Genomic DNA, 5910 nt, shown 5'->3' with positions numbered 1-5910 from the left:
CGGTTCGGGCTGGCGCAATTGCATCAGTTGCGCGGCCGGGTGGGGCGCGGCTCCGAGGCCAGTCACTGCGTTTTATTGTACGGCTCGCCGCTCTCGCGCCAGAGTCGGGAGCGCCTGGCGGTGATGCGCGATTCCAGCGATGGTTTTGTGATTGCCGAGCGGGATCTGGAATTGCGCGGCCCCGGTGAGGTGCTGGGCACCCGGCAGACCGGGGAGATGCAGTTCCGGATCGCGGATCTGCAGCGCGATGCCGATCTGTTACCCCGCGTCCAGGCGGGCGCCCAACAGCTGCTCGGTCGGCACCCGGCGCTGTGCAATGCCATCATGGAACGTTGGCTGGGGGATAACCGACGATATTTTCAGGTATAAGACGCCAAACTGTGCACCAGTCGACATCGGTCCGGCGGACATCGACTAAACTGAAGAACAGATACAGCCCGCGCCTGGCGGGCTTCAATAAACAGAACCTGTGCATAAAACGCTTGATCAAGCGCCCGGCTTCTTACACACTGAACGTCACATTGGAGTCGTAATTTTCGGCGACACTGGCCGAAGCCAGATCAAGAACGGGCGTCTGTTGAACAAAAAGGAGTCAAACGTGCCGCTACCCACCAGCGTCGAATCGTTGCTGAACAGCCAAAATATTCACTATGACCTGGCCACCGCCCCGGTGGATGCCAACAATCAACCGCTGTGGCACGATCAGCATCTGCGCAATGTCGGGGCCGCCAAAGCGGTTCTTCTGGAAGATGAAAAAGGTCGCATCCTCGCAGTGATTTCCGCCGACACGCTGCTCGATCTGAACGCCGTCAATCGGCAGATGGATCGGGAGCTTCGGGCGACCAATCAGGGTGCGGTGCGTCAGTTCTGTGATACCTACAGCCTGCAGTCGGTGCCCGCGCTGCCCAAGCTGGCCGGTCTTCCAACGCTGGTGGACAAACAGTTGCTGAGCCGGGAAAGCCTGCTGCTCGACTCCGGTGACGATACCCAGTTGTTGCACATCAACCGGGATGATTTTCAGCAGGTTCTTGAAGACGCCATCATCTGTGATATCGCCACGCCTCTGGACCCACTGGAAGTGGATATCAGTGCGGAGCGGGATGAGGAACAGATTCTCGGAGCGGTGCGTAACTTTACGCAGCTGCGTACTCGGCAGCGCCTGGAGGAAACCCTGGAGTTGCCGCCGCTGTCCGAAACGGCGCAGCGGATCATCAACCTGCGGGTGGACCCCAACGCCGACATCAGCGACCTGGCCCAGGTGGTGGAAACCGACCCGAGTCTGGCCGCTCAGGTGGTGAGCTGGGCGGCTTCGCCCTACTATTCCGCCCCCGGCAAAATCAAATCCATTCACGACGCCATCGTCCGGGTACTGGGCTTTGATATGGTGCTCAACCTGGCACTGGGACTTGCCCTGGGACGAAGCCTGAGCATGCCCAAAGACGGCCCGGAGGGGTATCTGGGTTACTGGCAAAAGTCGGTGTACATGGCGGCCACCATTGAAGGGTTGGTGACCGCGATTCCCCGAGAGCAGCGACCCACGTTCGGCATGGCTTACCTGTCCGGTCTGCTGCATAACTTCGGCTTCCTGATTCTCGCAGAGCTGTTTCCCCCCTACTTCAGTCAGTACTGCCGGATGACCGAAGCCAATCCGCACAGTACGCACCAGCCGATCGAACGACACCTGTTGGGCGTGACTCGCGAGCAGCTCGCCAGCACCCTGATGTCGCTCTGGTCCATGCCGGACGAGGTGGTTGTTGCCTTGCGTCACCAGAACAATCCCCGCTACCAGGGCGAGCACCACCAGTACGCCAAATTGATTTATGTCGCCGAACGGTTATTGCTTCAGCAGGGCGTGGGTCTGGGGCCGAAGCTGGAAATCCCGGCCTCGGTGTTTGCCGATCTGCACCTCGATCCGGACAAGGCTCAGGCGACCGTCACTAACGTGATGGAGGCCCTGGACGATCTGGACCACATTGCTTTACAGCTCAGCCCCCGCTAACCGCCGTCGCCACCATCGTTAGCGCGGGGCCAACCACCAAGGTGGCTCCTTCAGTCGAGAGAAGACGCTATGTTGAACCCGTCAGGGATCGCCAAGGCGGCCCGTATTCTGGCAGAACGACGTCGCAGTGGTGTTCAGGCGGAACGCCTGCCCAAGGATTGTCGCCCCGAGGATCTTGAGTCTGCCCTCGCCATTCAGGCCGAGGTCACCCGGGATCTGGGGGCGGAGATCGGTGGCTGGAAATGCCTCGAGCCACCGCCGGGCCGCCTGGTGGTGGCACCGATTCATGCTGAGGACATTCACCGGGGGTCCCCGGTTTCCGTGTGGGCGCCGGAGGGTTTTGCGCGGATTGAGCCGGAGTTGGCTTTTGTGCTGGGTCGGGGCCTGCCGCCCAGAGATTACCCCTACAGCGATAGCGAAGTGGATCAGGCCATTGCCCACACCCACCTGGTCCTCGAGTTGATTCACAGCCGCTACGCTGATCCGGCCGAGGCGGCGTTTCCCGAGATGCTGGCTGACGGCCTGCTGAATCAGGGACTGTTCATCGGCCCGGAAGTGGACCCGGAGTTGGCGCTGGAAGCGAGCGAGCTGCCCATCACACTGCACACCCGCAGCGCGGGTCCCGAGCACCACCAGGGGCGCCATCCCAATACCCAGCCTCGGGCGCCGCTGTATTGGCTGGTGGAATTCCTGCGCAGCCGAGGGCAGGGCATGAAAGCCGGTGAGATCATCATTACCGGCTCCTATGCCGGTGTGCTCGAGGCGCCGATGGAAGAGCCGGTGCGGGTCCAGTTCGGTGAGCTGGGGGAAATCAGCGTGTCATTCAAGGCACGCATTGAAGCGTGATTCAGGGACGGAGATACGCCGGATGAAAGCCGACAAGTTACCCGAAAAACCCAACTTTTCCTGTGATATTCCCCTGCGCTGGGGGGATATGGATGCCTTTGGGCACGTCAATAACACGCTGTATCTGCGCTATTGCGAAGAGGCCCGTTTCCAATGGTTGTCCCGAGCTGGCATCACGCTGGCGGCGGACAGCTACCCGGTGGTGGTGACCGTCGGATGTACCTTTCTGCGCCCGGTGGTTTACCCGGCGACCGTCCGTATCGACTGCTACGCGGCGGAGCCGGGCCGCTCCAGTTTTGTGGCCTCTTACCGGCTCTATACCACCGACAACCTCGAACAGCCCTGCGCCGAAGCCCACTCCAAGGTGGTCTGGGTCGGTGCCGATGGCAAATCCCGACCCCTGCCCGACTCCGTTCGGGCGTGGTTTGCCTCCTGATTGAGTCGTGAGCGTCAGTCCTCGTTGGAGATCGGGTGCTCGAACTGCTTCCGGTCGAGCAGCTTTTCGCTGTTCGCCACCACCGTCGACACCATCGCATCACCGGTCACATTGACCGCGGTACGCACCATATCCAGCAGCCGGTCCACCCCGATGATCAGCGCGACGCCCTCCACCGGCAGGCCGGCCTGCTGCAACACCATCGCCAGGGTGATCATCCCGACGCCGGGCACCCCGGCGGTCCCGATCGACGCCAGGGTCGCGGTCAGCACCACCATCAGGTAACCCATCAGGCCGATATCGATACCGTACACCTGGGCGATAAATGCCGTGGCGACGCCCTGCATGATGGCGGTGCCATCCATATTGATGGTGGCACCCAGCGGCACCGAAAATGAGGCCACCCGGTTGTCCACCCCAAGATCCTGTTCCACCGTACGCAGGGTAACGGGTATGGTCGCATTGCTGGAGGCGGTACTGAAACCGAACACCATCACCGAGCGCATCTTGCGCAGAAAAATCGCCGGACTCAGCCCCGTGAGCAGTTTGAGCAACAGGCTGTAAACCCCCAGCCCCTGTAAGAGCAACACAAACAGCAGGGTAAAAAAGTACAGGGCCAGGTCGGCGATGGCGCTCCAGCCCAGATCGGCAAACAGTTTGGCGAGCAGACAGAAGACACCGTAGGGCGCCAGGTGCATCAGAATCATCACCAGCTTCAGGACCACCGTGTTCAGGTGCCCGAAAAATTCCTGCATGTAGTGGGAGGCTTTGTGCTCACTGCGGGAGATGGCGATGCCGAGCAGCAGGGCAAAGACGATGATCTGCAGCATGTTGCCCTCGGCCATGGCCTCCACCGGGTTACTGGGGAAGATGCCTACCAGGGTGTCTTTCAGGGACGGCTTGTCGGCGACTTCAAACTCCTCGACTTCACCGGGCATGTCAATGCCTTCCCCCGGTTTCACCAGTTGCCCAATGCCCAGGGCGAGGGTAATGGCCACCGCCGTGGTGGCCAGGTAGAGGCCAATGGTCTTGATCGCTAGGGCTCCCATGCGGCTGTGCCCTCCCAGCGCGGCGCTACCGCACACCAGAGAGACGAATACCAGCGGAACCACCAACAGGGTCAGGGAGGCGATAAACACTTGGCCGACGCCATCGAACAGACCCCGGGCCAGCCAGGCGCGCAGAAAATGATCCTCGGAGGGTGCGATCAGGTGAATCAGCACCCCCGTGCCGACACCGAGAATCATGGCGAGCAGAATGCGTTTGGTCAGGGTCATAGCGGACTCTTATCGGTATAAAGAATCGGCCATTAAAGCAATCCCGGCCGGCCGGGTAAAGTCGCCCGCCGCCTGCAGGGCTGAGGGAAGCTGTTAGAATAGCCGCCGATGTGAGCTTATGCAGCGCCGGCCAGCTACGGCGAACGCCATGCCAGTGGGAGGCATTTTTGACACAGGACATTCCAGTATTACCGGCCAGTCGCCCGGCGGCCGGAGGATTTGCGCCGGGCCTGCAGGCGCCGCGCTGGCAGCCGGCCCGCCAGGGTCGACAGGGCTGCTGGCCGGTGGCCCTCAGGCCCTGGCTGTTGGATCGGGGCTCTCTGACGGCCAAGCTGATGGCGTTCAGTCAGGGGGAGTTCCGGGTCCGCGTGTTGCGTCAGGGGTTGGCCCGGCCGGATGTATCCGAGCGCCGCTGTCTGGGGGTTGGCCCCGGCCGCTGGGTGTTGGTGCGGGAAGTGATCCTGATGGGCAAGGGCGAACCCTGGGTATTTGCCCGCAGCCTCCTGCCCCTGAGCAGCCTCAAGGGGCGGTTGCGCCAGTTGCGTCATTTGAACACTCGGCCCCTGGGGGGCTTTCTGTTTCGCCAGCCCGACCTGGAGCGCGAGCCGATGGAAATCAGCCGGTTGAAGCCCGGCCAGCGCTATGTGCCGCCGTCATTGCAGCGGGGTGAGACCCTATGGGGAAGGCGGTCCGTCTTTCGCCTGGAGGGGCGCCCGCTGCTGGTCAGTGAAGTGTTTTTGCCCGCCTTTTTGGAGCGTGTAAGTCTATGAAACGACCGTCAGCTCAAAGCCCCCGCCGTCGTGGTGGCTCGAGTTCGTCCCGAATCGATTGGCGCGGGAGGCTGTCCGCCTATCTGCGCCTGACCCGGTTGAACCGTCCCATCGGCAGTTTTCTGTTGCTCTGGCCTACCCTCTGGGCGCTCTGGCTGGCGGCCGGCGGCCTGCCGGACTGGGATCTGCTGGTCATCTTTGTGCTGGGGGTGTTTGTCATGCGCTCGGCTGGTTGCGTGATCAACGATTATGCCGATCGGCATTTCGATGGCCATGTCAAACGGACCAAAGCCCGCCCTATGGCCACTGGCGAAGTCTCGGAGCGGGAAGCGCTCAGTCTGTTTGTGGGGCTCTGTCTGCTGGCCTTTGTCCTGGTGCTGTTCACCGACGCGTTCACCGTGAAGCTCTCCCTGGGCGGGGTCGCCCTGGCCTTTTGCTACCCCTTCATGAAGCGCTACACCCACTTGCCCCAGGTGGTGCTCGGGGCCGCGTTTGCCTGGGCGATTCCGATGGCGTTTGCCGCCCAGCGCGGCAGTCTGGGCACGGATGTCTGGCTGCTGTACACCGCCGTGCTGCTCTGGA

General features: G+C 62.0%; 6 protein-coding genes and 1 pseudogene. 6 read left to right on the top strand and 1 reads right to left on the bottom strand.

What is annotated here, in order from left to right:
* The 4 genes and pseudogenes from B3187_RS09295 to B3187_RS09280 form a co-directional block, all read left to right on the top strand.
* Positions 1-369, top strand: a pseudogene (locus B3187_RS09295) (ATP-dependent DNA helicase RecG); the annotation flags it as partial.
* A 229-nt stretch (positions 370-598) separates the two neighbouring features.
* Positions 599-1999: an HDOD domain-containing protein gene (locus B3187_RS09290; RefSeq protein ID WP_286805966.1), complete on the top strand. Its 1401-nt coding sequence runs from the start codon at positions 599-601 to the stop codon at positions 1997-1999.
* A 69-nt stretch (positions 2000-2068) separates the two neighbouring features.
* Positions 2069-2845, top strand: a complete 777-nt coding sequence (locus B3187_RS09285) for a fumarylacetoacetate hydrolase family protein (protein WP_286805964.1) — start codon at positions 2069-2071, stop codon at positions 2843-2845.
* A gap of 22 nt (positions 2846-2867) precedes the next feature.
* Positions 2868-3281, top strand: coding sequence for an acyl-CoA thioesterase (locus B3187_RS09280; protein ID WP_286805962.1), 414 nt, complete (start codon positions 2868-2870; stop codon positions 3279-3281).
* Between the two features lie 14 nt (positions 3282-3295).
* Here the strand turns inward: B3187_RS09280 and B3187_RS09275 are convergent, their stop codons facing one another.
* Positions 3296-4558: a dicarboxylate/amino acid:cation symporter gene (locus tag B3187_RS09275; RefSeq protein WP_286805960.1), complete on the bottom strand. Its 1263-nt coding sequence runs from the start codon at positions 4556-4558 to the stop codon at positions 3296-3298.
* A gap of 167 nt (positions 4559-4725) precedes the next feature.
* Between B3187_RS09275 and B3187_RS09270 the strand changes: the two genes are divergently transcribed.
* The gene (locus B3187_RS09270) at positions 4726-5328 is read left to right on the top strand and encodes a chorismate--pyruvate lyase family protein (protein ID WP_286805958.1); all 603 of its coding nucleotides are present in this window, start codon (positions 4726-4728) and stop codon (positions 5326-5328) included.
* On the top strand, positions 5325-5910 hold a 586-nt coding region (locus B3187_RS09265; RefSeq protein WP_286805956.1), incomplete at its 3' end, for a UbiA family prenyltransferase. The genes B3187_RS09270 and B3187_RS09265, both read left to right, overlap by 4 nt.

Origin of the sequence: Marinimicrobium sp. UBA4209 (assembly GCF_002381585.1) — a bacterium.
Lineage (GTDB): Bacteria > Pseudomonadota > Gammaproteobacteria > Pseudomonadales > Cellvibrionaceae > Marinimicrobium > Marinimicrobium koreense.
This window is presented reverse-complemented; position numbering and strand designations above follow the sequence as displayed.